Genomic DNA, 26,231 nt, shown 5'->3' with positions numbered 1-26,231 from the left:
TTCTATATTTATTAGAATCACATCTAATATTTTAACATAAGTTTGCTTTATTCACATTATTGCTACTTAAATGCTTTAAATTTCAATAAAAAAAGAGCAATCATTTTGCCCTTTTTAGTTCTTAATTATATTTTTTACTTTTATCTTTTTTGAAAAATATCTCTGTAGTTCAATAACAATAATGATTGAAACGATAATCAATAAAGTCCATGAAGAGATTTTACCTAAATCAACAAATTGCCAAGCTTTTAACTGATAAGAATAAGTCCAAGCACTAAAATAAGAACCAATATTCTCTGCAAAATAAATAAAGAGACCGATTAAAAAGAAACTCAAAATTGCCGGCATTTGATAACGTTTTGTCCGCAATACAAAAGAAAATTTAGTTTTCCAGAAAATCATTAAAATAAAGAGATAAAAGATATTTCTGAAATCAAAGCCAAAGGTTCCACTAAAAAAGTTGAGATAAATAAGAACAGAAATACCAATGGACATCAACCAATGCGGCCAATTGATTGCTTCTAAATCAAACTCTTTTATTGTCCGAACAATATATGAGCCAATTGCCGAGTACATAAAAGCACTGTATAAGGGAACATCCATAATTTTAAATAAGCCGGCATCTGGATAGGACCAACTCCCATGCTTTACTTTAAATATTTCTAAAATCATTCCCAAAACATGGAAGACCATGATTGGAATTAAATCATAAGCTCGCTCATATTTGCTGACCAAAAGTATCATTTGAATGACGATGACACAAATCAATAAAGTGTCATAACTTGCAAGATGTGGAATTTTGATGAAGGTAGTCACAATTAATGACAGAATAATGGTAATTCCAAAAATTGCTGACCGAAATTGTTTCAAACCAAAATCCCAAAAATCTTTTAAATGATATTTCTCTTCTACTTTTTCCATAGCCTTAATTCTATCATATTTTCAGTCCTTGTCTAGTCTCCTTCATTTTTAAAACTTCCCTTTGTTTCTCTGCTTTGAGCCAGCTTTTCTCTTTCTTCAACTTAGGGCGCAACTTTACTTATAGTCAGCCTTTTGATATACTTTTAATTAATATATCGTTTAACCCAACTGAAAGGAAAGATATTTTCTTTAGAAAATTATCTTAAAAATTAATTAATGAGTACGAATTTGGAGATTGAGTATAAGTCGCTATTGTCGCTGGCTGAGTATGACCAGCTCAAAAAACTCTTTACTCACGTAACCCCTGTTAGGCAAACTAACCACTACTTAGATTCAAAAGATTTTAAATTACGCAAGAAAAAATTGGCTTTGCGTATTAGAACTTTTGATAAGTCCGCAGAAATGACTTTAAAAGTTCCGCAAGAAGTTGGAAATATTGAATATAATATTGATCTCAGTCTTGAAGAAGCTCAACAACTCCTTGGCGAGCGAAATATTGTCTGTGGAGAGACTGATTTAAGTGAAATCTGTGAGTTACTGACTGCAAGAGATATTAATCTTGAGGAAATCACTTTAATTGGAAGTTTGACGACGATTCGTTATGAGCAACATCTTCCAATTGGGCTTGCTGCATTAGACAAGAATGATTATCTAGGGCATACTGATTATGAGCTTGAGCTTGAAGTAGATGACAGCAAACAAGGGAAAAAAGACTTTTTTGACTTTTTAGATAAAAATCGAGTTGAATATCGTTTTTCAAAATCCAAAGTTGTTCGTTTTTTAGACTGTTTAAGACATTTACGAAAATAATTTTTAAAATTTTACTGACAGAATCCTGTCAGTATTTTTTTATAAAAAAAATGTCTGACAAGTATCAGGCAGTTTTTTCAATTTGTTCTAAGTATTGTTGTAAGAGGGCATGAGGACAATCTTCAATTTTCAAACATTCCTCATTAGTCATAATCAGACTTGCTGGAGAGGCTTGAAAATCATTTTTTCTAAAATCTTTTAACATTAAAGCGAGATGTCTTTTAGCAAAAGAACGATATTCCATAAAATTCAGAGTAGACACGCCGATTTCTTTCAAAATCTGCTGACGAACTTGAACTGTATAATCTAAAATCGTCGTTTCTTCTAAAACATCCTGCAACAATAAGAGAAAAGCTCTTCCTTGTTTTCGTCCGTAAAGATTTACAGTTAGATAATCAAGTGATACTTTTCGCAAACGGTCATAACAAGCATTTAACGAAACAATATTTTTAGGCAAATCTTCTGCATCCCGTAGTTGCTTAGCCGCAGGTAAAGTGACAATCGGATATAAATGCCAATCATTATGATCAAATGGTTCTAAATGGTCTAAAATGGGAGTGAAGTAATAATGAGTCTCCAACATAGTTTTTCTTCCTTGGTTTTGGGTATCGTTTCATGGTTGAGAAGAAGTGATAATCAGAATCTATAGAATACAACTTTTTTACAAATTCCAAACTTCATCTAATGAAGCAGTATTACTCTACCAAGTCTCCTCTCTTTTTTTACTATATTAACAAAAAAAGTCTGCTCACTCAAATAATACACAATACCAATTACATTATTGACACGTGAGCTCACTTTTATTCCCTTACTTACAAGCGCTCAATTTCCTCTTTAACGGCAAGATTAGTTTGAGCAAAAGCTTCAGAAAAGTTTTGGTCAAGTTCTTTAATATGACCCACACGTACCTTTTTAACAAATTTCAAATCTTTTAATTTACTCAATAAATCTGAAAGATTTTCATTATTGACATAGAGTAAACTATAATTTGATTTTTGGCTTGTATAAACCACATCTCCAAATTTACTTAATTGTCTTGTTCCTTTATATGAATAGCAATAAACATAAACTGCAATTCGCTCCTTTATAAAAAGGGGGCGAATTTCTTTTTTCTCAATGCTTTCCATGATGTCGTCCATGTTGCCCTCCTTTCAACGGTAAATTCTCATCAACATAAATCTGTTCCGAAATACTATTTGTAATTTTCTTAGTCAAAGCTGTCAAAATTTGTTGAAGGTCATTTTCTGCCAAACGAAAGGCATAAACCTTCTCATTCAAATTTATTTCATGCTGAAGCGCTCTTAGCTCTGGGCGAAAAGCGATATATTCAGAATTATCCTCTAAAGTTTTAAGCTGACTTTGTAAATTTTCATCTGCCATAAAATCAGCTTTAGCTTTCTGATAAGCTTCAACTTCTGGAAATTTCAAAAACTCGTCCATTATCTTTTCCAACAAATTATCTATTTCTAATAGATTTTGGTCGATTATTAACATATTTTTATTATATCATAAATATCAAATGATACACTTTACTGTTATTTTTAGCAAAAAAGAATATGACTCTTGATACAAATTTATTAATTTGGTATAATAATTAACACATTATTGGAATTATCTGATAATTTAAGGGAGGAAAACTTTTGAAAAATCTTCAAGAGAAACATGAAGCTCAACGGGGCTTACAGAACCGACATATTCAACTTATTGCTATTGCTGGAACGATTGGTACCGGACTTTTTCTAGGAGCTGGGAAAACCATTCAAATGACTGGTCCAAGCGTTATCTTTGCTTATATTCTTATTGGGATTGCGATGTTCTTTTTCTTAAGAACAATCGGAGAAATGCTTTACAACGACCCTAGTCAGCATTCATTTTTAAATTTTGTCACAAAATATTCAGGCGTCAGGACAGGTTACTTCACTCAGTGGTCTTATTGGTTAGTTATTGTTTTTGTTTGTATCTCTGAATTGACAGCAATCGGAACTTATATTCAATTTTGGCTTCCTCAAGTTCCACTTTGGTTGATTGAAATTGTCATGCTAGCTCTTCTTTTTGGACTTAATACTTTAAATTCTCGCTTTTTTGGTGAAACTGAATTTTGGTTTGCGATGATTAAAGTAGCAGCAATCATTGGAATGATTGTCACTGCGATTATTTTAGTAGCTGGTAATTTTCACTATAGCACTGTTTTAAGCGGAAAAACCGTTCATGACTCTGCTTCACTAAACAACATTTTTGATGGCTTTCAACTCTTCCCACACGGTGCTTGGAACTTTGTGGGTGCCTTACAAATGGTTATGTTTGCCTTTACTTCTATGGAATTTATTGGAATGACTGCGGCAGAAACAGTTAATCCTAAAAAGAGTTTACCAAAAGCAATTAATCAAATTCCAGTACGTATTTTACTTTTCTATGTTGGAGCACTTTTGGCTATTATGGCTATTTTCAACTGGCACTATATTCCGGCTGATAAATCTCCATTTGTTATGGTTTTTCAACTTATTGGAATCAAATGGGCAGCGGCGCTCATTAACTTTGTTGTCCTGACTTCTGCTGCTTCAGCGCTTAATAGTTCATTATTTTCAGCAACACGAAATATGTACTCACTTGCTCAACAGCATGACAAAGGAAGATTAACTCCTTTTACAAAACTTTCTAAGGCGGGAATTCCTATCAATGCCCTTTATATGGCAACTGCTCTCTCGCTTTTGGCTCCTGTCCTGACTCTTATTCCTCAGATAAAAAATGCTTTCGATTTTGCAGCCTCTTGTACGACTAATTTATTTTTAGTGGTTTACTTTATTACCCTCTACACTTATTGGCAATATCGCAAATCTGAAGATTACAATCCTAAAGGTTTCTTGACACCAAAACCTCAAATTACCGTTCCCTTTATCGTAGCTATCTTTGCAATTGTCTTTGCTTCTTTGTTTTTCAATGCTGATACCTTTTATCCGGCCTTGGGAGCAATTGTCTGGACAATTTTCTTTGGACTCTACTCGCACTATAAAAAAATCTAAGCGAGTCATCTTTTCCTAGACAGAGTGACTTCTGAAAAACTAAATGAAAAAGCGTATAATATAATATTATGAATACAAATCAAAATGAAGAAAATAAGCCCTCACAACGTGGTTTAAAAAATAGGCATATTCAACTTATTGCCATTGCTGGAACAATTGGTACGGGATTATTCCTCGGTGCCGGAAAATCGATTCACCTCACCGGCCCATCAATTATTTTTGTTTATTTAATAATCGGTGCGCTTATGTATATTCTCCTAAGAGCTATCGGGGAGATGCTTTACCAAGATCCCAATCAACATTCCTTTTTAAATTTTGTTTCACGTTATCTCGGTGAAAAACCTGGTTACTTTATTCAGTGGTCTTATTTACTGGTTGTTGTTTTTGTAGCTATGGCTGAGCTAATTGCTATTGGGACTTATATTAATTTTTGGTTGCCGGATTTACCAATTTGGATGACAGAAGTCTTTGTATTAGTTCTTCTAACTTTATTGAATACTTTAAATCCAAAATTTTTTGGAGAAACCGAATTTTGGTTTGGGATGATTAAAATTGTGGCGATTATTGGTTTGATTTTAACGGCAATAATCCTCATTTTTAGTCATTATCATACAGGAACTGATACTGTTAGTGTAACTAATATCACCAAAGGCTTCGAGTTCTTCCCAAATGGGCTTTCTAATTTCTTTGAAAGCTTCCAGATGGTCATGTTTGCTTTTGTTTCGATGGAATTCATCGGAATGACTGCAGCAGAAACAGATAATCCTAGACCAACTTTGAAAAAAGCGATCAACCAAATTCCAATTCGGATTGTCCTCTTTTATGTTGGGGCACTGTTGGCAATTATGAGTATCTACCAATGGCGCGATATTCCGGCTGATAAATCACCATTTGTTACCATTTTCCAACTCATTGGAATTAAGTGGGCAGCGGCTTTAGTGAACTTTGTCGTACTAACTTCTGCTGCTTCGGCTTTAAACTCTGCCCTCTTTTCAATCACTCGTAATCTTTATTCTTTATCAAAACTCAATAATGATAAAATACTTAAACCATTTACTAAATTTTCAAAAGCTGGTGTACCAGTAAATGCTTTACTTTTCACCTCATTATTAATTCTATTTACTCCATTCATCTCGATGATTGCTGCGATTTCTAATTCTTTTGTCTTTATTACTAGTGTCGCAACCAATCTTTTTCTAGTGGTTTATCTGATGACCTTAATTACTTATCTTAAATATCGGAAATCAAGCGATTTTGATCCTAAAGGGTTTGTTTTACCTGCAGCCCACATCTTTATTCCATTAGCCATTGCTGGATTTGTCTTAATCTTTATTTCACTATTCTGCTTTAAAGATACAATTGTTCCGGCTATTGGTTCTGTGATCTGGGTTCTTATTTTTGGACTATTTACTTTCTTTAAAAAAATAAAAACAGCTGAATAATCAGCTGTTTTTTTAATCTTCAAGTTCGAGTTCAATTTCTTCAGTTTCGACTACTTTTTCTTCTTTTTTAGCTTTAGTTGCCTTAGCTTTTGTTGAAGTATCTTCTGTAGTTTCTGCTACTTCTGCTTCATCAAGAAGACCGTGTGCGGCACGAACTTTATGGTCAATTTCATCAAAGATTTCTTGATGTTCTTTGAGATAGTTCTTCGCTTTTTCTGCTCCTTGACCAATTTTTTCGTCATTGTAAGCAAACCAAGCGCCTGATTTTTTGATGATTCCTTCATCAACAGCAATGTTTAAAAGTTCACCGGTTCTTGAAATTCCTTCACCAAACATGATATCAACGAGAGCAACCTTGAATGGTGGAGCCACTTTATTTTTAACGACTTTGATTTTTGTGATTTTACCGATTTGGGTCTTGTTATCTCCAGAACCTTCTTCGATTTTTGTTGAACCACGTACATCAAGACGTACAGAAGCGTAGAATTTCAATGCACGACCACCAGGTGTTGTTTCTGGCGAACCAAACATAACCCCAACTTTTTCACGCAATTGGTTGATGAAAATAGCTGTTGTTTTTGTTTTATTAATATGTCCTGCAAGTTTACGCATGGCTTGTGACATCATACGAGCTTGAAGCCCAACTGAACTGTCACCAATTTCACCATCAATTTCGGCTTTAGGTACCAAAGCTGCAACTGAGTCAATAACAACTAAGTCAACTGCACCAGATGTAATCAATTTTTCAGCAATTTGAAGCCCTTGTTCACCATAGTCTGGTTGTGAAAGTAAAAGTTCATCGATATTGACACCGAGCGCTTTTGCATATTCTGGGTCAAGCGCATTTTCAGCATCGATAAAGGCTGCAATTCCACCTTCTTTTTGAACCGCTGCAACGGCATGAAGAGCGACTGTTGTTTTACCAGAAGATTCTGGTCCGTAGATTTCAACGATACGTCCTTTAGGATATCCACCTGCACCAAGCGCAATATCAAGTGCAAGTGAGCCTGAACTTACTACTGACACTTTCTGGTTGGCTGCTTCGCCAAGTCGCATAAGTGAACCTTTCCCAAAGTCTTTTTCAATCAGAGCAAGTGCATCTGCCAAAGCTTTGTCACGTTCAGCGCCATATTTTTTGGTAATATCATCAAAATTTGTTTTTTTCTTTGTTGCCAAATTTTATCTCCGTTATTCTTTATTTATTGTTTAATTATAGCATTTTTCAGGATTTTTTATAAGCCCCTATATTCTATCTATACGTTTTTTTATTAACTTTATCACTGAGTTTTTTAAATTAATTTTAAAAGCTGTCAGTAAAAATCAAGTCATTATTTTTGCTGACAGAATGGGCAAAAGTGGGTCCCCCGACCAGCCACTTTTATTTTTTGAATTTCATTGCCACAACGCACACATTTTTCCCCTGTTTTTCCATACACTCGTAATTCGTCCTGCATCTTTCCTGTTGAACCTAAGGCACTATAAGTTCTGATGCTTGAGCCGCCTAATTTAATTGCTTTTTGCAAAATTTCAATGATAGAATCATGTAAAAGATGAATAGAATTTTCTGTCAGTTGATTTGCCACTTTTTCTGGATGAATCTTTGCTAGCCAGAGCACTTCATCAACGTAAATATTTCCAAGTCCAGCCACTAATGTTTGTTCAAGTAGAAAAGGTTTAATTTTCTTTGTCGATTTCTGCAATTTTTCTCGGAAAATCTGTTCATCAAAAGTTTTATAAGTTGGCTCCGGACCAATGTTTTTCTTCAAAAAATATGGAAGGACTTGGTCAGTAGAAATCAATTCCCAAGTTCCAAATTTTCTTACGTCAGCATAAATTAATTGTTCGTCAGTAAATTTAAGGGCTAAATGGTCATGTTTTTCCATTGGAACATTGAGACTTGCAAGTCGATATTTTCCTTCCATCCGCAGATGAGAAATCAAACGATCTTTCTCGCCAATTTCAAAAATTAAATATTTTCCGCGACGTGAAATGCCATGAATGGTTTTTCCTGTCAATTCTTTTTTCAATTGCTCAAAACCAGTTAAAACCATTCTTGGATAAGTGGCTTCTATAGATACAATTTTTTGTCCAACAATTCTTTTTTCAAGCTCTCTTCTCACTGTTTCAACTTCTGGTAACTCTGGCATTTTTCCCTCACATCAAAAAATTTACTAACAAGTCTGTCAGTAAATTTTAATTCATTTTTTACTGACAACTTTCTTTTGTATTCTTAATTAAATTTAAATATAAAAAAATCACTGACAATTTATCATTAGATAAGTTTCATCAGTGACTATTTTAACATTTCTCATTCATTTTTTTATGATAAAGATTTCAAAATTTATTTTCCAGAATAACCATAATTTGATAAGACGCGAGCTGATGGGTCAGTAACTTCTGCCCCAACCCAATCGCGATTTGGCATCCAAAAATCAAGAATCCAATCTTCATATCCTGGATAAAATTCTTCAAAAATCTCACGATACATCAATGATTCTTTGGTAAATGGTGTATGTTTTGGATACTTTTCACTGGCCTTTGCTAAGTCTTCATCAGAATATTTTTCGTCAGCAAATTCTTTTAAATAGTCAACCATTGAGTGACCAACAGCGTCAGAAAAAGCAGCTTTTTCTCTGAATAAAATCTCATCTGGCAATAGTTCAGTCCCTTCAAAAGCATGACGCAAGAGATATTTCCCTTTGCCATAAGTATTCAATTTTCTGCTGGGATTAATAGACATGACATAGGCCGCAAAATCCAAATCAGCAAAAGGAACACGCGCTTCAAGAGAATGAGCCGCTAAACAGCGGTCAGCCCGCAGGACGTCATACATATAAAGTTCATGCACTCGTTTTTGAGCTTCTTTTTGAAAGGCACCCGCTGATGGAGCAAAGTCAGTATATTTATAACCAAACATTTCATCAGAAACTTCACCAGTCATCAAAACTTTCAGTTCTGTATTCTCATGAATATATTTACAGATTAAATACATGCCAATAGAAGCCCGAATAGTTGTGATATCCCATGTTTCTAAGTGCCAAATCACTTCACGGACTGCTGAAAGTACATCTTCTTTTGTCATCAGAATTTCGGTATGGTCAGTTCGTAAGAAATCTGCCACTTCACGAGCATATTTCAAATCAATCGGATCGGTTTCCATTCCAATAGCAAAGGTTTTGATTGGACTTTCTAATTCCTTAGCTGCAATCGCACAAACCAATGATGAATCTAAACCACCTGACAAGAGATATCCCATTGGAGCATCAGCATGAAGACGTTTTTTGACTGCACGTTCCAATTTGCGACGAATATGTCCTGAAATTTCAGCCAAAGGTTCTTCAACAATTGTTGAAACCTCAGCAATGTCATTAAAAACATGAAATTCACCATTGGCATAGTAGTAACCTGGAGGAAATGGTGTCACATCATTACATGTTGAAATTAGTGCTTTGGCTTCGGATGAAAACGAAATTTTGCCTGTTACTTTATTATAACCATAAAAAAGTGGACGAATCCCAAATGGGTCACGAGCGGCAAAAATTTCAGCAGTGTTTTCATCAACCAAGACAAAAGCAAATTCAGCATCAAGCATTTTTACCATTGTTTCGATTCCAGTAGTTTCAAAAAGTGGTAAAAGAACCTCACAGTCAGAATCACCAGTAAATTTATAACCTTTTGTTTCCAAGAACTTACGGAGACTTAAAAAGTTATAGATTTCACCATTACACATAACTCTTTTGCCATTTAAACCAAAGGGTTGACGTCCCAAGTCTGATAAATCCATGATTGAAAGTCGGCAAAAACCAAAATCATTTCCCAAAGTATCACGAACATGCTGTTGGTCATCTGGTCCTCGATGCTCAATCAATTCCAAATTACTTTTAAACTCTTCTATCGTTAAATCAGATGTTTCCATAAATAAAAAACCGCACATAATTTCCCCCAATAATAATTATAATTTTCAATATTATATCACAATTGTCTGGAAATTTCATAATAAAACAAAAATAGCGATAATTCGCTATTTTCATTACATATAATCATCACGATTGTAGCCAAAGTCAGCTAAATCCATTTTTCGGTCGCGCCAGTCATTTTTGATTTTGACCCAAGTTTCAAGATAAACTTTATCCCCAAGCATAATTTCAATATCTCGACGAGCCATTTTCCCGATTTTACGAATCATATCGCCGCCTTTACCAAGAATAATCCCTTTTTGGCTCTTGCGTTCAACAATAATTGTTGCCATGATATGAATCTTTCCAGTTTCTTCATCTCGAGTCATTTGGTCAGTAGTGACTGCGATTGAATGTGGAACTTCTTCCCGAGTTAATAATAAGATTTTTTCACGAATCATTTCTGAAACAAGAAAACGCTCAGGATGGTCAGTGATTTGATCTTCTGGGAAATATTGAGGACCCTCGTCCAATTTTTCAGAGAGCGTATCAATTAATCTTTCTGTATTATTCCCTTGTTTAGCTGAGATTGGAACCACTTCAGAAAACTCCATTTGTGAAGTATAATCGGCTACAATTTCAAAAAGACGGTCAGGATGAATTTTATCAATTTTATTGACGACCAAAATGACAGGAACTTTTGCCTTTTTCAAGCGCTCAATAATCATATTTTCACCGGTTGAACGTGGTTCATCAGCCGCAACCATGAACAAAACGACATCACATTCACGTAAAGTCGAATAAGCAGATTGAACCATGAAATCGCCTAAAGCATTGTGTGGTTTGTGAATACCTGGCGTATCAATGAAAACAATTTGTTCATTTTCTGTAGTATAAATTCCTTGAATTTTATTTCTTGTTGTTTGAGGTTTATCTGACATGATGGCAATTTTTTGTCCCATCACGTGGTTCATAAATGTTGATTTTCCAACATTTGGACGACCTAAAATCGCCACAAATCCTGATTTAAATTTGTTATTTGTCATAGCGCTATTATAGCATAAAATCAGTCCTTTTTAAGTAAAATTCTAAAAAATGATTGTGAAAATTACTGACAGAATCATCAGTAAAGCTGACAAATTCTTTATTCGCCGATTTAAAGCTCATTAAGCAATCGCTTTAAACTGACGAAAAGCGACAGAGTCTTTAAAAATCATTTGTCATCTCCGTCAGCTTGTTAAATCCAATTATGTTCAGTACAAATTTACTGACAGAATAATCTTGTATTCAAAAACTACTGACAGATTTATTGTTTAACTTTCAAACAATAAAATTACTGACAGCTGACAAAAGAAAAAACCATCAGCTAACTGATGATTCCTCTATTTACCGAAATTTCTTGACTATTTTTATTTGTCACCACGGCTACGCATTACGAAGCCAGCTGATTTTTCAGTTCCTGTGGTACGTTTACGAGGAGTTTTTTCTCCTTGTTTACGATCGTCAAAACGACGGTCATCACGTTTTCCACGGTAACCGCCACGGTTATCATCACGGTCTTTCCAGTTGCGTTTACGATCTCCACCGCGTTCGCCATCTTTACCATCACGATTTCCACGGTAACCGCCACGGTTGCCATCACGGTCGCCATTTCCACGACCTTTGTAGCGTCCGCCGCCACCTTTACCTTTTTTCTTGAAGCCTTTTCCTTCACCATTATATGGCAATGGACGTTCAGCTGTAATCTTAACTTCTTCTTGATTATCAGGGTCTTTTACGCGACCTTGAAGAAGTAAAGCAACCAATTCTTTAGCATCAAATTTTTCAAGTAGACTCGCTGCTTGTTTGTCAAATTTAGCCAATTTTGCTTTAGCTGAATCATCAGACAAATCACGAAGGACATCATCCATAGCTACTGAGAGTGACGCTTGGTAAGCTTCTTCTTTTGTAGGTGGTTTCAAGCCTTTCATTGGCTTTTTAGTCATATTTTCAATGGCACGAAGATAACCCATTTCATTGTATGAAACTAATGTTACTGAACGTCCTGATTTACCAGCACGGCCGGTACGACCGATACGGTGAACATAGCTTTCTTGGTCTTGAGTAATGTCGTAGTTATAAACGTGAGTAACTCCTGACACGTCGAGTCCACGAGCAGCAACGTCAGTTGCAACCAAAACGTCAATATGTCCTGCTTTGAAATCACGCAAAACAGCCAAACGTTTATTTTGGTCCAAATCTCCGTGCATTCCTTCAGCACGGTAACCGCGCAATTTAAGACCACGAATCAATTCATCAACACGACGTTTTGTACGGCCAAAAACAATTGCAAGTTCTGGACGTTCAACATCAAGCAAACGAGTCAAAACATCAAATTTTTCAAATTCTTTTGTTTTTACAAAATATTGATCAATACGGTCAGCAGTCATTTCTTTGGCTGCAATTTTGATGTGTTCAGGATTCTTCATGAATTTCACACCAATTTTTTTGATGTCATTTGGCATTGTTGCTGAGAAAAGCAATGTTTGACGAGCTTCTGGTGTTTTTTCAATGATGAAATGAATGTCTTCCAAGAATCCCATATTCAACATTTCATCAGCTTCATCAAGAATCAAAGTTTCAAGTTGATCCAATTTAATTGCTTTACGTTTAATCAAGTCAACCAAACGTCCTGGTGTTCCCACAACAATATGTGCACCAGCTTTAAGACCTTTAATTTGTTTTTCAATACTTGAACCACCAAAAACAGTACGAACTTTAAGCCCTTTTGATTTACCAAAACGGAAAAGTTCTTCTTGTCCTTGAACCGCAAGTTCGCGGGTTGGAGCAATAACGAGTGCTTGAATAGCTGGATTAGAAGCATCAATTTTTTCAATTGTTGGAAGACCAAATGCTGCTGTTTTACCAGTTCCTGTTTGCGCTTGACCTAGAACGTCACGCCCTTCAAGTGCAAGTTTAATTGTTTGTTCTTGGATTGGTGTTGGTTGTTCATAACCAATCTCTGTAAGTGTATTTACGATTCCTTCTGACAGGCCGAGTTCACTAAATTTCATTTTTTACCTATATTTCTACTGCGTGTTCCCACGCCAAACTTTTTATTACAGGGTACGAAACCCTTGCTACAGGCGAAATTTATGTGACTCGCCTGACGTAACTTATCTATTATAGCATAATTTTTTGACTGAAAATGCTTACGCCCTTTACTTTTTTTAAAATATTTTCATAAAAAATATACTGACAAAGCTGTCAGTAAATTTTTATGATATTTTTTAAAGAATATAAGCTTTTCTACTATATAAAATATCTGTCAGTAATTTTATACTGAAAATTGTTCCATTAATTCAACATCTGGATATTTATCTTTAAACCAACGCATAGCAAATTCATTTTCAAACAAGAATAAAGGATGGTCAAAACGATCTCGTGCCAAAATATTACGTGAACTAGACATTTTTTCATCTAAATCTTCTTCTTTAATCCAACGAACCGTTTTTGTCCCCATTGGTGTCATGATTGTTTCAGAATTATATTCACGCTCCATCCGGTCTTTAAAGACTTCAAATTGAAGTTGCCCAACCGCACCAAGCATAATATCACCAGTTGTATAAGATTTGTAGAGCTGAATGGCTCCTTCTTGTACCAATTGGTCAATTCCTTTTTGGAAAGATTTTTGTTTCATCACATTTTTCGCTTGGACACGCATAAAGAGCTCAGGGGTAAATGTTGGCAATGGCTCAAAAGATTTTTTCAATTTACCTGTGGTTAATGTATCCCCAACCTGATAAGTTCCAGTATCATAAACCCCAATAATATCACCAGCTACAGCATTCTCAACATTTTCTCGCGATTCAGCCATAAATTGTGTGACATTTGAGAGTTTCACTTTCTTACCCGTCCGAATAAGATTAACATCCATTCCTCGTTCAAATTCACCAGATACAATCCGAACAAAAGCAATTCGGTCACGGTGACGTGGGTCCATATTTGCTTGGATTTTGAAAATGAAACCAGAAAAATCAGGATTTAAAGGTTCAATTTCTTCTTCGTCCACCGTTTTGTGTGAATGAGGCTCTGGTGCATATTCTAAAAATGTTTCAAGGAAAGTTTCTACCCCAAAACTAGTTAAAGCCGAACCAAAGAAAACTGGTGTCAATTGCCCTGCAACAACTTCTTCCTCAGAAAATTGATTCCCTGCATCCAAAAGTAATTCAGCATCTTCTAAAGCTTGAGTAAAGAATGGATTTTTTGTCAAAGGATGACTAGCCGGCACTTCCCCATTTTCATCAAATTCAACAAAACGTTTACCATCCTCAGGTTGATAAACTTCCACACGACCATGCGTAAAATCATAAAGTCCTTGGAAATTTTTCCCCATTCCGATTGGCCAATTCATTGGTACACTCGCAATCCCAAGAATTTCTTCCAATTCAGAAAGTAAATCAAGCGGTTCACGTCCATCACGGTCAAGTTTATTAATGAAAGTGAAAACCGGAATCCCTCTGCGTTTTACAACTTGGAAAAGTTTTTTCGTTTGTGCTTCAATCCCTTTAGCACTGTCAATAACCATGACCGCAGCATCAACTGCCATCAATGTTCGGTAAGTATCTTCTGAGAAATCTTCGTGCCCAGGCGTGTCCAAGATATTAACACGTTTGCCTGCATAATCAAATTGCATGACAGAACTTGTTACAGAAATTCCACGTTCTTTTTCAATATCCATCCAGTCTGACTTAGCAAAATTACCAGTTTTACGAGCTTTTACAGTCCCCGCTTCCCGAATGGCTCCCCCAAATTTCAATAATTGTTCTGTAATCGTCGTCTTACCAGCATCTGGGTGACTGATGATGGCAAAAGTCCGGCGTTTTTTTATTTCTTCTTGTAAAGTCATTTATACTCTCTTTTTCTTTAATTATTCATTTATATTTTTAATTTATTTTACATTGGTTAAGCCTCAAAAAAATAGTTCTTTTAATTATATCAAAATTTGCCCTGATTTTATAGTTGATTTTTACAAATCTTACCAACAAACTAAAGAGTTAAAAAATTCATTCGATTGGTAATTAACCAAAAGAAAAAACAATCAGCAAAACTAATTGTTTTATCATTAAATTTTTTATTTATACAGTAGCGTTTTTCTTGTAAATTTCTGCCTCTGCCTCTGTTGAGAAGACAAAATGTCCTGGGGTAATTTCCCGCATTTCACGTTCTTGTCCATCCAATTCAGCCGTTGGGTCATAAATAATTGGAGTCCGTTCCCGCTCAGAAATAGGGTCTGGTGACGGAATTGAACTTAGCAAACTCTTAGTATAAGGATGAATTGGATGATTGTAAACTTGGTCAGAAGTTCCAACTTCCAAAATTTTCCCCCAGTGCATGACACCAATTCGGTCAGAAATATATTTAACCATTGACAAATCATGAGCGATAAACAAGTAAGTCAAGTTTTCTTTTGCTTGAATATCTCTCATCAAGTTAACAACCTGAGCTTGAATTGAAACATCAAGTGCTGAGATAGGCTCATCAGCTACGACAAATTTAGGTTTTACGGCAAGTGCACGTGCAATCCCAATCCGTTGACGCTGTCCACCAGAAAACTCATGCGGATAACGTGTCAAATGATCATCATTCAATCCAACCAAACGTAAGAGTTCCAATACACGAGCATCACGTTCAGCCTTTGTTTTTACTAAACCATTAGCATCAAGTCCTTCAGCAACGATATCTTTAACGCGCATCCGTCCATTCAATGAAGCTTGTGGATCTTGGAAAATCATTTGTGCTTCTGAACGATACTCACGCAACTCCGAACCTTTTAAATTACGAACATCTTTACCTTCAAAGAGAATTTCTCCACCAGTAATGAAATTATCATAAAGTTTAAGAATTGCTCGACCAATCGTCGTTTTACCAGAACCAGATTCTCCAACGAGACCAAATGTTTCTCCTTCATAAATATCTAAAGAAACATTATTAATTGCCTTATTAGCCCCTTTCTTTCCTTTATTAAAAGTCAAATCAAGGTTTTTTATTTCAATTACTTTTTTAGGTTCTGTCATCATTTATCCCCTTTCAATTCTTCCCAGCGTTTCCAGCGTGCCAAGATATTATCGGAAGGCGTTACTTTTGGTGCTCGTGGGTCTAAAAGCCAAGTTTTGGCAAAATGTGTTGGAGATACTTCAAAGTATGGAGGTTCTTCTTCAAAATCAATTGCCAAGGCAAATTTATTACGTGCTGCAAAGGCATCCCCTTTTGGTGGATTCAATAAATCAGGTGGAGTTCCTGGAATTGAAACCAATCGGTCCACACTTGAATCAACCGTTGGCATTGAATCTAAGAGTCCCCAAGTATATGGATGTTGTGGGTTATAGAAAATTTCTTCAACTGTTCCGTATTCAACAATTTCACCCGCATACATTACCGCCACTTTATGTGCAAAACCAGCAACAACTCCCAAGTCATGGGTAATGAAGACAATTGATGAATTAATTCTTTCTTGCAATTCAGCCATCATATGCATAATTTGTGCTTGAATTGTAACGTCAAGCGCAGTTGTTGGTTCATCTGCAATCAAGATTTCAGGGTCAGCAGCCAAGGCAATCGCGATAACTGCACGTTGACGCATCCCGCCTGACCATTGGTGTGGATAATCATTAATATGCACTTCGGCATCAGGAATTCCGACTTGTTGCATCAATTCGAGGGCCCGTTTCATGGCATCGGCTTTGCTCATTCCTTTGTTGTGTTTCAACAAAGGTTCAGCAATTTGTTTTCCAATACGCATTGTTGGGTCAAGAGAAGTCATTGGGTCTTGGAAAATCATTGAAATTTCATTTCCACGAATTTTTTGCCACTCTTCCTCTTTTAAATCAAGAAGGTTACGCCCTTTAAATAATAATTCACCTTGTGGTATTACCGCATTTTTCGCATTCAAGCCCATCAAAGTTTTTGTTGTTACTGATTTACCAGAGCCAGACTCACCAACAATCGCTAGGGTCTGTCCTTTTTCTAAATCAAAAGAAACATCACGAATCGCTTTAACATCTCCAGCATAGGTGTGGAAATTGACATGCAAATTTTTAACTTCTAATACTTTTTCTTCTGCCATTTCTAATCCTCACTTGCTCTAGGGTCAAATGCATCACGCAAACCATCTCCAAAGAAGATAAATGTGAGTGAAAGCACAGACAATACTACTGCTGGAATAATCAATTGGAATGGATAGAATTGCAAGCTTGCAATCCCATCATTAATCAAAGTCCCCAAAGAAGACGTTGGCGGTTTAACCCCAAGGTTAATCGCTGATAAAACAGCCTCATACATAATCATACTTGGAATATCAAACATGATTTGGACAACAATAACCCCTGAAACGTTTGGCAACAAATGTTTTACTGCAATTTTCCAAGTAGATTGTCCTAAAGTTTTTGAGGCCAAGACGAAGTCACGCTCCTTATAGGAGAGAACCATGTTCCGTACCTGCCTGGCCATCCCGGTCCATGCAAATAGACCAATCGCAATAATAATTGATGAAATTCCTTGTCCCAAAAGTAGAGCAAGCATTGTTACTACAACTAAGTTAGGTACAGATTGGATGATTTCAATAATCCGTTGCATGACCATATCGACTTTTCCGCCCATCCAGCCGGAAATAATCCCATAGGTCACCCCGATTACTAAGTCAATCAAGGCGGCAGCAAGGGCAATAATCAATGAAATACGCAAACCAACAATTGTTCGTTTAGCTAATGAACGACCATATTTATCAGTCCCGAAGACATATTTGTCTTTGCTTGGAACATCTTGTGATTTATAGACATCTGTTCTTTCAGTAGAACCCGGTGCTTTAAATTCACCATTCCAAAATGGTAAATCACCTGATAGTTTTGGCGGAAGATTTCCATAAACTTGTGATTTATTTGGATCAAAGTAATTTGCCTTTGATTGTGGTACAACAAATGCTGAGATTACTGAGAAAACCAATGTAATCGCAATAATCCACATGGCAACCAAAGCTACTTTATTTTTCTTAAAACGACGCCAAGCATCTTGGAAAAAACTCAAGGCAGGTTTCGCAATTTTTTCTGTTGAATCTGAACCCTTTGAACCAACAAGGGTGAAGTCTTTATTTAAATTTTCCATTTCGACAAACCCTTTCTAGAGACGAACTCGTGGATCAACAATTGCAGTCAGAATATCTGTAACTAAGATAAATAGCATCAAGATTACTGCATAGACAATTGTTGTTGCCATAATAACTGGGAAGTCTTTGGCTGGAATTGAATCAACAAATTGTGAACCAATCCCGGGGATTGAAAAGATTTTTTCAATCAAGACCGACCCTGTCAAAAGATTGGCAGCCATTGGCCCAATCAAAGTCAACATTGGAATCAATGAATTACGCAATGCATGTTTATTGACCACTTCTTTTTCAGAAAGTCCTTTAGCACGAGCTAACAAGATGTAGTCAGAAGATAAAGACTCAATCATTTCAGAACGAACAAAACGAGTTACCACAGCCATTGGAGCAAAAGAAAGAGCGATTGTTGGCATAATTGTTTGTGAGAAGGTTCCCCAACCAGAAATTGGGAAAAGATTCAAATTAAATCCTAAGTAAAGAAGGATTAAGGTACCAATTACGAATGAAGGAACTGAAATCCCAAGGACTGAAACAAAACCGAAAATTCCATCAAGGATGCCATTTTTACGACGAGCGGAAGCTTTTCCCATAAAGGCTCCAAGAATTGTCCCAAGAATAAGCGCTTGAACTCCAAGTTGCATTGAAACTGGTAAACGTTGAGCGATCATTGTAATAACAGGTTGGTTTGTATAAACAAATGATGTTCCAAAATTACCTGTGAACATGTGTCCTACATAGATAAAGTATTGTTGCCAAAGCGGTTTATCTAAACCATAGGCATGTTTTAAAATTTCCAGTTGATCTGGCGTTAGTTTGGGATTTGAGAAAGGTGTTCCGGGCATGACTTGCATCATAAAGAAAGTCAATGTCACAATCAGGAACAAAGTCAGAAGCAAAAGCCCCAAACGTTTAAGAATATATTTAATCATAAAAAATTTCCTAATCTAAGCAAAAGATAGGGTTGGCAATCTGCCAATCCTAACTTTCTTGCTCTAAAACTCTATTATTATTTGAGGTAAGCTGTTTTGAAGTCATACATTAAACCAGTTGAACCAAAGCGTACATCCTTAAGGTTAGGATTACGGAGGACTGGAGTTGTACGGAAGTACAGCGGATTGAGATTTGATTCTGTATAAAGTGCTTCTTCAGCCGCTTTATAGTCTGCATAGTGCTTTTCAGGATCAAGCGCATCTGTTACTTCAGCTGCTTTAATGGCTTTATCATAAGTAACGTTATTGATTTTACCATTATTATTTGGTCCATCTTTTACAAATAAATCAAGGAAAGTTGACGGTTCAGCATAGTCACCACTCCAAAGTGAGATAACCATATCAAAGTTACCAGTAGTAGAGTCATTCAAACGTTGTTTAAATGGTACTGATTTGATATTCAAAGTCAAACCTGGAAGTTGTTTTTCCCATGCTTGTTTAAGGAAAGTTGCTGAGTCTTTAGAAGCTGATGTATCATCAGTTGTTAAAGTCAAAGTAAGTTTAGTTTCGCCAATTTCGCTCAATCCTTTAGCCCAAGCTGCTTTAGCTGCTGTGGCATCGTATTTATATGGTTGTGCTGCATACTTAGCAAAGTCTTCACCAGTATTTGTTTTAGCCATACCCGCTGGTGTTAAGCCTGTCGCAGGATTCGAAGCAGGCGTTACTGTATCAACATATTGTTGGCGGTCAGTAGCAAGGTTGAAGGCTTCACGAATGTTCTTGTTAGCAAGAGCTTTATTTTTCCCAGATTGATTATATTGAATGTAAGCTGTTGTTGCTTCATCCAAAGATACGACATCTTTATTATTTTTATTTGCTTTGAAAAGGTCTGGGTCACCAATACTTGCTTGGACAATCTTACCTTGTTTATAAAGGTTAAATGAAGTTTTAGGGTCTTGAACCACTTGGAAGTCGATTTCTTTAGTTTTAACTGCGCTCTTATCCCAATAATTGTCATTCTTCACGATTGAGAATGTTTGGTTTGAACCGTTCCAACCTTTTGATTTTTCAAATTTATATGGTCCAGAGTAAACCATTTTCTCTGAAGATGTTCCGTATTGTTTCCCATATTTTTCAACCACTTTTTGGTTGAGTGGGTAATAAACAGAGTTAGCTGTCAAGAATTCAAAGTATGGTGTTGGTTGTGCAAGGGTAACAACAAATGTTTTGTCATCAGTTGCTTTAACACCAAGTGTTGATTTATCAGCTTTACCACCATTAATCTCGTTGGCGTTTTTAACTGGGCCAAGGAGGTATCCGTATTCTGAAGCAGTCGCTGGATCAACCGCACGTTGCCAAGAATAAACGAAGTCTTTAGCTGTCAAAGCATCACCGTTTGACCATTTCAAGCCATCACGAAGATGGAAAGTATATGTCAAGCCATCTTTTGATACATCAACTGATTTTGCCAATTCTGGCTGTGCTTTACCATCTTTGTCCACACGTGTCAAACCAGCATTGGTATTACCAATAATGATATTTGAATATGTATCTGTCGCGAGTGATGAATCCAATGTTTGAATAGGTGATGTCAAATTCCATTGAATGTCTTTTGATGATGACGATGAGCTAGAACCGCTATTGCCGCATGCTGCAAGCAAAGCTGCCGAACCAAGTGCAACTGTACCTAAGGTAACTTTTTTATAAGTCTTCATGTAATTTCCCTCTTTCATGAATTGTGTCTGACTTCGCAATTTTTATTATTGTCAGAAAATTTATTATATTGGTATTATACTTAATTCAACCTGAATTGTAAAGTATAATGGTTATGTTTTCTGAAAACTAACATTTAATTTTTAAATAGCGGAAAGTTTTCACAAACTTTTGAAAAAGATTTATTACTACACTTTTATTTAAAACCCTTTCATTTAATTGGGCTCTGACTGGTTCGTGTTTTATTTTTGCAGAAAGAATATTCAATAAAAAAGATAAATTTTCAGAAAATTTATCTTTTTGTATTTTTTATTTAACATAAGCCGATTTTAGGTCGTAAGCTAAACCGGTTGAATGAAATTCTAGGCCTGTAATTTTAGGATTCATTAAAGCTGGATTGGCTTGAAAATCAACTGGATTGATGTAGGACCCTTGATAGAGGGCTGCTTCTGCCGCTTTGTAATGTTCATCTACTTTGGCTGGTTCAAGAACGTCTGGCGTTGTTGTTGCTGCTTTAAAGGCATCATCATAAGTTTTACTAGAAAATTTACCGTCATTATATGATTGGCCTGTCGTAAAGAGTTGCAAGAAAGTTGAAGGTTCAGCGTAATCTCCACCCCAACCTGAGAGAACCATATCAAAATTTCCATTTTGAGCGTCATTCAATCTTTGTTTGAATGGAACAAGTTTTAAATTGACAGTCAAGCCTGGTAGATTTTGTTGATAGGCTGTTTGTAAAAAGTTGGCTGTTGCTTCTGACGGTGCTAAATCTCCAGCAGCTTCAAGGGTAAGGGTGAGCTTGGTTAAGCCAAGCTCTTTTAATCCTTTTTCCCAGAGGTCTTTTGCTTTTGTCGGGTCATAGCGATAATCTTGTTTTGCATAAGTTGCAAAATCTTCTCCTGTTGAGGTCTTGCTCATTCCCACTGGTGTAAAGCTTGTCGCAACGGTCGAACCTGGTAGGGCTGTTTTGACGACTCCTGCTCTGTTAGTTGCCAAATTTAAGGCTTCACGAATATTTTGATTAGCTAGTGCTTTTTGAGCGTCTGGACTTGAGGCATTTTTACCGGATTGATTGTATTCAATATAGTCTGTCCGTGCTTGTTTAAAGACAGTATAACCTTTCGTCTTTTTATTGGCATTAATCAAATCAGTTGTTGAAAGGAGTGTAAAATCAAGTTTTCCTTGTTTATAAAGTTGTGCTCCCGTATTCGCATTTGAAATGACCTGGAAATCAATTTGTTTAGATTTGACTGCCGACTTATCATAGTAGTTTGGATTGGCATAAATTGAAAAAGTTTTATTGGTTCCTGTCCAACCTTTATCTGATTTGAACATGAATGGTCCATTATAAACGGTTTTATCTGAGGACGTTCCATATTGTTTGCCATATTTATCAACAACTTTTTGGTCAAGGGGGTAATAAACAGGTTCTGACAAAAGAAATTTAAAATATGGTGTTGGTTGTGCCAATGTGACTGTAAATTCTGTATCTGACTCGGCTTTAATTCCTAGACTATCGAGTGATGATTTACCAGAAATAATATCATTAGCCCCAGAAACTGCCCCCATCAAATAGGCATATTCTGAACCAGTTTTAGGGTCCACTGCTCTTTTCCATGAATAAACAAAATCTTTAGCAGTCAACTTGTCACCGTTTGACCATTTCAAATTATCTCTAAGAGTAACCGTGTAGGTCAAGCCGTCTTTTGAAACGTCAATTGATTTTGCAAGTGCTAAGGCAGCATTTCCTTTAGAGTCAACGCGTGTCAATCCTTCTTCCACATTTCCAGCAACATCATAAGAATACTGGTCAGTTAAAATTGTAGTATCAAGTGATGCCACATCTGTGGGAATTGAAAATTTGATGTTTTTTTGCTCACTTGTTTTTGTGCCACAGGCCACTAAAATAATTCCTGACAGGGCAATAATGCTGGTGAGTCCAATAATTTTTCCTTGTTTCATCTGCTTTCTCCAAATCGTAAAGATACTATTGAATTTTCATATTATTCTGAAAATTAAATGTGGACTTATTATACTTTTTCAAAAATACATTGTCAAGAATATTGTTGTATTTTTCTGATAATTTAATGAAAATAAAAAAATACTAACTTTCTGTCAGTATTTTTTATCATTATAATTTTTCAACAACCTCTGAAAGTTTCATGCTATTTGAACCTTTGAATAATACTTGGTCAGTTGGTTTCAAATCTGCTGACAGACTTTCTGTCAGTAAATCTAAATCTGTAAAATAGCTGACCGCTTTGTCAGTCGAAATTTCTGCCAAGTTTTTCATCATTTTACCATAAAGATAGACTTTATCAATTTTATTGAAATCAATAGATTTCAATAAATCTTTATGGAGTTGGGCTGCACTGGGTCCAAGTTCTAACATATCAGCAAGAACTGCAATCTTTCGACCATTCTCATTTTTAGGAATGGCTTGGAAAGTTTCCAAAATCAAACGCATTGCTGTCGGATTGGCATTATAAACATCACTCAAAAGGTCTGCACCATTTTTTGCTTTTTTCCACTCTGTCCGATTTCTGGTCAGCTCTACTTCTTTCAAAGCTTTTTTTATTTCGGCTTCTGAAAGTCCATAATGTAAGCCAACAAAAGCAGCTAACATAGCATTCGTCGCGTTATATTTACCAGGAACTGGAATAGTAATTGATTCATCTAAAAAATTAGTTTCAAAAGTTAATTTTTCTTTGTGTTCGACTAATTTTGTAATAAATAAATCTTCACCGGGCAAACCAAAGCGAATAATTTTTTGATTGTCTGGGATAAAAGCATTAATAATTGGGTCAGCAGGGGCAATAAGCTCACCATGCAAACCAGCCGTAATCCCCATTTTCCCTTTAGCAATATTTTCGCGACTTCCCATATGTTCAAGATGTGCTTCACCAATTAAGGTAATGACAGCAAGTTCAGGCTTAGCAAGTTCTGATAAAAAATCAATATCACCAGGGTGATCCATTCCCATTTCCAAAACTAATTTTTCAGTATCGTCCGGCATATGTAAAATGGTGTAGGGTAAGCCGATTTCATTATTGTGATTTCCTTGTGTTTTGTATGTTTTAAATTTCTTAGACAAAACAGCAGCAATCATGTCTTTGGTTGTTGTTTTTCCATTTGAACCTGTCACCGCAATGACTGGAACTTTTGTCTTTTCAAGATAATATTTTGCTAATTTTTGGAAAGCAAGCAGATTATCGTCAACCAAGAGATGAGCTTGTTCGACTTCTTTTTCTGAAAAGCTGATTATTGCTCCATTATCAAAAGCGATTTTGATGAAATCATGACCATCTCGTGCCCCCTTAAGTGGCAAAAAGATATCCCCTTTTTCAATCAAACGGCTGTCAAATTCAATTTTATTGACTGACAAATCTGCCAGTTGCGACCAATCATTTTTTGCGCCAACGACTTGGGCGATTTCGTGAATTGTGAGTTTCATAGTGACTCCATTATAACACTTTTTACTGACAAAAAAATCTGTCAGCAATCGATTTACTGACAGATTTGTATTTTTTATAAAAGATGATTTTCACGTGTTTCAAAAGTTTCTTTAGCTAAATCAACTAACTTTTCAATTAAATCAGAATAAGATAAGCCCATATTTTCCCAAAGCAATGGATACATTGACCATTGTGTGAATCCTGGAATGGCATTAATTTCATTGAGATAAACATTTCCATCCTTAGTCACAAAGAAATCGCAACGTGACAAGCCCGTCCCATTAACTGCCTTGTACGCTTTTATAGCATATTCTTGCATTTTTTGAGCTAAATCAGCAGGAACTTTTGCTGGAATGTCCATTTGAATTTTATTATCAATATATTTTGAGTTGTAATCATAAAACTCAACATCTTTCACAACTTCACCTGGAAGCGTTGCAGACACGTCACTATTATTTCCCAAAACAGCACATTCAATTTCACGTGCATCCACCCCTTGTTCAATGACAACACGGTTATCATATTTATAGGCTTCGCTTAGCGCAGGTTGAAGGTCTGCTAAATCATCAACTTTTGAAATTCCAACACTAGAACCCATATTAGCAGGTTTAACAAAAACTGGAAATTCTAATTTTTCGACTACTTCTTGAGCAATTTCTCCTTGATTTTCGTCAGCAAAAGCTGCAACATAAGGAACCTGGGGTACACCAACCGCTTCAAAAACGTGTTTTGCCAATAATTTATCCATTGTGCTTGAAGCAGATAAAATATTTGGACCAACATATGCCAAACGTAAAATTTCTAAAAATCCTTGAATCGAGCCATCTTCACCCATTGGTCCATGTAAAACTGGGAATACAACGGCATCTTTTTCGTAAATTGCTGCTGGTGAAATCTTTGGATAAGATTCTGCCAAATCATTTGTCAGTAGTTTTTCTTCTTCAGCAGGTTTGTCAGTAAATTCTTGCGTTTTTATGAATTCACCACCCTTAGTGATAAAGTAAGTTTTTACAACAAAACGAGAATAATTAACAGCTCTCATCACCGATTCTGCTGATAAAACTGATACTTCTCGCTCAGCAGAACGACCACCATACAACAAAATTAATGTTTCTTTTGACATATTTCTTCCTTTTTTACTGACAGCTTTGTCAGACACTTCTTTTTACTGACAGCATGCGATATTTTTACAATACAATTCTGTCAGCAATTGTCTTTTTTATTTTACCACAGAAAAAATCAAATTTCCAACCGATTCTCTACCGCTTTTGATAAAGTAATTTCATCTGCGTATTCTATATCAGATCCTACAGCTAATCCACGAGCCAAGCGAGTCACTTTAATTCCTGCAGGCTTAATCATTCGAGCCAGATACATGGCGGTTGCTTCTCCGTCAGAAGTGGCATTAGTTGCGATAATCACTTCTTTAACCTCTGAATCCATTAATCTTGTAATCAATGTTTTAACATTAATTTCATCAGGAGAAATCCCATTCATTGGACTAATCGTGCCATGCAAAACATGATAAAGTCCTCGATATTCCCGAATTTTTTCCATAGCAAGAACATCTTTAGATTCTTCAACGACCAATATAGTTGTTCGATCACGCGTTGGGTCGGTACAAATGGCGCAAGGATCACTTTCTGTTAAATTCCCACAAATCGAGCAAAAACTCAAATCCCGTTTTGCTGACAGAAGATTTTTTGCAAATTCATTGACATCTTGATCTTCCATGCCAATCGTATAAAAAGCCAATCGAGTCGCTGTTTTTTGACCAATCCCTGGTAATTTTGAAAACGACTCAATCAGGCGAGCAATAGGTTCAGGATAATACATATTTCACCAATTCTTCACTTGTAAATATTTTATTCAATTTATTAATTTTACTATAAAAGACTGAAAATGAAA

At 35.9% G+C, this 26,231-nt stretch carries 22 protein-coding genes; 3 read left to right on the top strand and 19 right to left on the bottom strand.

The window, feature by feature from the left end:
* Positions 1–114 precede the first annotated feature (114 nt).
* Positions 115–921 carry a DUF817 domain-containing protein gene (locus PYW37_RS01915; protein WP_025016558.1) on the bottom strand — a complete coding sequence of 269 codons (807 nt, stop codon included), beginning with the start codon at positions 919–921 and terminating at the stop codon, positions 115–117.
* Positions 922–1,137: 216 nt separating this feature from the next.
* On the opposite strand from PYW37_RS01915, the gene PYW37_RS01910 reads away from it, so the two are divergent.
* Positions 1,138–1,731 (top strand): CYTH domain-containing protein, encoded by a 594-nt coding sequence (locus tag PYW37_RS01910; protein WP_010905301.1) that lies wholly within the window; start codon positions 1,138–1,140, stop codon positions 1,729–1,731.
* A 64-nt stretch (positions 1,732–1,795) separates the two neighbouring features.
* On the opposite strand, the gene PYW37_RS01905 is transcribed toward PYW37_RS01910, so the two are convergent.
* The 3 genes from PYW37_RS01905 to PYW37_RS01895 all read right to left on the bottom strand — a co-directional run bounded on the left by PYW37_RS01905 (position 1,796) and on the right by PYW37_RS01895 (position 3,225).
* Positions 1,796–2,314, bottom strand: coding sequence for a hypothetical protein (locus PYW37_RS01905; protein ID WP_003131623.1), 519 nt, complete (start codon positions 2,312–2,314; stop codon positions 1,796–1,798).
* A gap of 229 nt (positions 2,315–2,543) precedes the next feature.
* The gene (locus PYW37_RS01900) at positions 2,544–2,858 is read right to left on the bottom strand and encodes a DUF2129 domain-containing protein (RefSeq protein ID WP_003131624.1); all 315 of its coding nucleotides are present in this window, start codon (positions 2,856–2,858) and stop codon (positions 2,544–2,546) included.
* Positions 2,845–3,225: a YlbF family regulator gene (locus PYW37_RS01895; RefSeq protein ID WP_025016559.1), complete on the bottom strand. Its 381-nt coding sequence runs from the start codon at positions 3,223–3,225 to the stop codon at positions 2,845–2,847. Before PYW37_RS01895 ends, PYW37_RS01900 begins: the two co-directional genes overlap by 14 nt.
* A 146-nt stretch (positions 3,226–3,371) precedes the next feature.
* Between PYW37_RS01895 and PYW37_RS01890 the strand changes: the two genes are divergently transcribed.
* Together PYW37_RS01890 and PYW37_RS01885 are read left to right on the top strand one after the other, a co-directional pair.
* Positions 3,372–4,751, top strand: a complete 1,380-nt coding sequence (locus PYW37_RS01890) for an amino acid permease (protein ID WP_023189931.1) — start codon at positions 3,372–3,374, stop codon at positions 4,749–4,751.
* Between the two features lie 68 nt (positions 4,752–4,819).
* Positions 4,820–6,193, top strand: a complete 1,374-nt coding sequence (locus tag PYW37_RS01885) for an amino acid permease (protein ID WP_025016560.1) — start codon at positions 4,820–4,822, stop codon at positions 6,191–6,193.
* 12 nt (positions 6,194–6,205) lie between these two features.
* Here the strand turns inward: PYW37_RS01885 and recA are convergent, their stop codons facing one another.
* From recA to recR, 15 genes are all read right to left on the bottom strand, one after another.
* Positions 6,206–7,369: a recombinase RecA gene (gene recA / locus PYW37_RS01880; protein ID WP_023189932.1), complete on the bottom strand. Its 1,164-nt coding sequence runs from the start codon at positions 7,367–7,369 to the stop codon at positions 6,206–6,208.
* A 152-nt stretch (positions 7,370–7,521) separates the two neighbouring features.
* A complete protein-coding gene (mutM, locus tag PYW37_RS01875) occupies positions 7,522–8,340 on the bottom strand; it encodes a DNA-formamidopyrimidine glycosylase (protein ID WP_025016561.1) in 819 nt (272 codons plus the stop codon).
* A 194-nt stretch (positions 8,341–8,534) separates the two neighbouring features.
* A complete protein-coding gene (asnB, locus tag PYW37_RS01870) occupies positions 8,535–10,127 on the bottom strand; it encodes an asparagine synthase B (protein ID WP_025016562.1) in 1,593 nt (530 codons plus the stop codon).
* Positions 10,128–10,223: 96 nt separating this feature from the next.
* The gene (era, locus tag PYW37_RS01865) at positions 10,224–11,135 is read right to left on the bottom strand and encodes a GTPase Era (RefSeq protein ID WP_023189934.1); all 912 of its coding nucleotides are present in this window, start codon (positions 11,133–11,135) and stop codon (positions 10,224–10,226) included.
* 363 nt (positions 11,136–11,498) lie between these two features.
* A complete protein-coding gene (gene cshA, locus PYW37_RS01860) occupies positions 11,499–13,142 on the bottom strand; it encodes a degradosome RNA helicase CshA (protein WP_023189936.1) in 1,644 nt (547 codons plus the stop codon).
* A gap of 263 nt (positions 13,143–13,405) precedes the next feature.
* On the bottom strand, positions 13,406–14,977 hold the full coding sequence (locus PYW37_RS01855; RefSeq protein ID WP_003131635.1) for a peptide chain release factor 3: 1,572 nt from the start codon (positions 14,975–14,977) through the stop codon (positions 13,406–13,408).
* 229 nt (positions 14,978–15,206) lie between these two features.
* Positions 15,207–16,148, bottom strand: a complete 942-nt coding sequence (locus tag PYW37_RS01850; protein WP_025016563.1) for an ABC transporter ATP-binding protein — start codon at positions 16,146–16,148, stop codon at positions 15,207–15,209.
* Positions 16,145–17,194, bottom strand: coding sequence for an ABC transporter ATP-binding protein (locus PYW37_RS01845; protein ID WP_003131637.1), 1,050 nt, complete (start codon positions 17,192–17,194; stop codon positions 16,145–16,147). Before PYW37_RS01845 ends, PYW37_RS01850 begins: the two co-directional genes overlap by 4 nt.
* A 2-nt stretch (positions 17,195–17,196) precedes the next feature.
* Entirely contained in the window at positions 17,197–18,228 is a 1,032-nt protein-coding gene (locus tag PYW37_RS01840; RefSeq protein ID WP_003131638.1) for an ABC transporter permease, read from the bottom strand.
* Between the two features lie 15 nt (positions 18,229–18,243).
* On the bottom strand, positions 18,244–19,155 hold the full coding sequence (locus PYW37_RS01835; RefSeq protein ID WP_003131640.1) for an ABC transporter permease: 912 nt from the start codon (positions 19,153–19,155) through the stop codon (positions 18,244–18,246).
* Between the two features lie 77 nt (positions 19,156–19,232).
* On the bottom strand, positions 19,233–20,870 hold the full coding sequence (locus PYW37_RS01830) for a peptide ABC transporter substrate-binding protein (protein WP_025016564.1): 1,638 nt from the start codon (positions 20,868–20,870) through the stop codon (positions 19,233–19,235).
* 307 nt (positions 20,871–21,177) lie between these two features.
* Positions 21,178–22,830, bottom strand: a complete 1,653-nt coding sequence (locus tag PYW37_RS01825) for a peptide ABC transporter substrate-binding protein (protein WP_039114582.1) — start codon at positions 22,828–22,830, stop codon at positions 21,178–21,180.
* A 169-nt stretch (positions 22,831–22,999) separates the two neighbouring features.
* Positions 23,000–24,322 carry a UDP-N-acetylmuramoyl-tripeptide--D-alanyl-D-alanine ligase gene (locus PYW37_RS01820; RefSeq protein WP_025016565.1) on the bottom strand — a complete coding sequence of 441 codons (1,323 nt, stop codon included), beginning with the start codon at positions 24,320–24,322 and terminating at the stop codon, positions 23,000–23,002.
* Positions 24,323–24,396: 74 nt separating this feature from the next.
* Entirely contained in the window at positions 24,397–25,446 is a 1,050-nt protein-coding gene (locus tag PYW37_RS01815) for a D-alanine--D-alanine ligase (RefSeq protein WP_012897191.1), read from the bottom strand.
* 116 nt (positions 25,447–25,562) lie between these two features.
* Complete coding sequence (gene recR, locus PYW37_RS01810; protein WP_003131648.1) at positions 25,563–26,159, bottom strand: recombination mediator RecR; 597 nt, start codon at positions 26,157–26,159, stop codon at positions 25,563–25,565.
* Positions 26,160–26,231 lie beyond the last annotated feature (72 nt).

The sequence above is a fragment of the Lactococcus lactis genome (assembly GCF_029023865.1).
In the GTDB taxonomy this organism is placed as follows: Bacteria; Bacillota; Bacilli; order Lactobacillales; family Streptococcaceae; genus Lactococcus; species Lactococcus lactis.
The sequence above is the reverse complement of the archived record's forward strand: the minus strand, read 5'-3'. Positions and strand labels throughout refer to the sequence as shown.

What these genes read in the sequence shown, in the direction of transcription:
- asnB (WP_025016562.1), bottom strand. Translation starts at nt 10,127, where the DNA reads ATGTGCGGTTTTTTATTTATGGAAACATCTGATTTAACGATAGAAGAG.
- cshA (WP_023189936.1), bottom strand. Translation starts at nt 13,142, where the DNA reads ATGAAATTTAGTGAACTCGGCCTGTCAGAAGGAATCGTAAATACACTT.
- PYW37_RS01900 (WP_003131624.1), bottom strand. Translation starts at nt 2,858, where the DNA reads ATGGAAAGCATTGAGAAAAAAGAAATTCGCCCCCTTTTTATAAAGGAG.
- PYW37_RS01895 (WP_025016559.1), bottom strand. Translation starts at nt 3,225, where the DNA reads ATGTTAATAATCGACCAAAATCTATTAGAAATAGATAATTTGTTGGAA.
- PYW37_RS01845 (WP_003131637.1), bottom strand. Translation starts at nt 17,194, where the DNA reads ATGGCAGAAGAAAAAGTATTAGAAGTTAAAAATTTGCATGTCAATTTC.
- PYW37_RS01835 (WP_003131640.1), bottom strand. Translation starts at nt 19,155, where the DNA reads ATGATTAAATATATTCTTAAACGTTTGGGGCTTTTGCTTCTGACTTTG.
- PYW37_RS01815 (WP_012897191.1), bottom strand. Translation starts at nt 25,446, where the DNA reads ATGTCAAAAGAAACATTAATTTTGTTGTATGGTGGTCGTTCTGCTGAG.
- mutM (WP_025016561.1), bottom strand. Translation starts at nt 8,340, where the DNA reads ATGCCAGAGTTACCAGAAGTTGAAACAGTGAGAAGAGAGCTTGAAAAA.
- PYW37_RS01825 (WP_039114582.1), bottom strand. Translation starts at nt 22,830, where the DNA reads ATGAAACAAGGAAAAATTATTGGACTCACCAGCATTATTGCCCTGTCA.
- PYW37_RS01840 (WP_003131638.1), bottom strand. Translation starts at nt 18,228, where the DNA reads ATGGAAAATTTAAATAAAGACTTCACCCTTGTTGGTTCAAAGGGTTCA.
- recR (WP_003131648.1), bottom strand. Translation starts at nt 26,159, where the DNA reads ATGTATTATCCTGAACCTATTGCTCGCCTGATTGAGTCGTTTTCAAAA.
- PYW37_RS01885 (WP_025016560.1), top strand. Translation starts at nt 4,820, where the DNA reads ATGAATACAAATCAAAATGAAGAAAATAAGCCCTCACAACGTGGTTTA.
- era (WP_023189934.1), bottom strand. Translation starts at nt 11,135, where the DNA reads ATGACAAATAACAAATTTAAATCAGGATTTGTGGCGATTTTAGGTCGT.
- PYW37_RS01910 (WP_010905301.1), top strand. Translation starts at nt 1,138, where the DNA reads ATGAGTACGAATTTGGAGATTGAGTATAAGTCGCTATTGTCGCTGGCT.
- PYW37_RS01855 (WP_003131635.1), bottom strand. Translation starts at nt 14,977, where the DNA reads ATGACTTTACAAGAAGAAATAAAAAAACGCCGGACTTTTGCCATCATC.
- PYW37_RS01905 (WP_003131623.1), bottom strand. Translation starts at nt 2,314, where the DNA reads ATGTTGGAGACTCATTATTACTTCACTCCCATTTTAGACCATTTAGAA.
- PYW37_RS01850 (WP_025016563.1), bottom strand. Translation starts at nt 16,148, where the DNA reads ATGATGACAGAACCTAAAAAAGTAATTGAAATAAAAAACCTTGATTTG.
- PYW37_RS01830 (WP_025016564.1), bottom strand. Translation starts at nt 20,870, where the DNA reads ATGAAGACTTATAAAAAAGTTACCTTAGGTACAGTTGCACTTGGTTCG.
- PYW37_RS01820 (WP_025016565.1), bottom strand. Translation starts at nt 24,322, where the DNA reads ATGAAACTCACAATTCACGAAATCGCCCAAGTCGTTGGCGCAAAAAAT.
- PYW37_RS01915 (WP_025016558.1), bottom strand. Translation starts at nt 921, where the DNA reads ATGGAAAAAGTAGAAGAGAAATATCATTTAAAAGATTTTTGGGATTTT.